Raw genomic sequence first — 331 nt, 5'->3', positions numbered from 1 at the left:
GACTACACGGGTATCTAATCCTGTTTGCTCCCCACGCTTTCGCGCCTCAGCGTCAGTAATGGCCCAGAAAGCCGCCTTCGCCTCTGGTGTTCTTCCTAATATCTACGAATTTCACCTCTACACTAGGAATTCCGCTTTCCTCTACCAAACTCTAGCGAACCAGTATTAAACGCAGTTCCTGGGTTGAGCCCAGGGCTTTCACGCCTAACTTAATTCACCGCCTACGCGCCCTTTACGCCCAGTAATTCCGAATAACGCTAGCCCCATCCGTCTTACCGCGGCTGCTGGCACGGATTTAGCCGGGGCTTCTTCTATAGGTACCGTCATCATC

At 52.6% G+C, this 331-nt stretch carries 1 rRNA gene; it reads right to left on the bottom strand.

The features are described 5' to 3' along the window. Positions 1–331 (bottom strand): 16S ribosomal RNA (locus ACTHSL_RS13305); the annotation flags it as partial.

Source organism: Neisseria sp. P0008.S010 (genome assembly GCF_051962715.1).
GTDB lineage: Bacteria > Pseudomonadota > Gammaproteobacteria > Burkholderiales > Neisseriaceae > Neisseria > Neisseria elongata.
The sequence above is the reverse complement of the archived record's forward strand: the minus strand, read 5'-3'. Positions and strand labels throughout refer to the sequence as shown.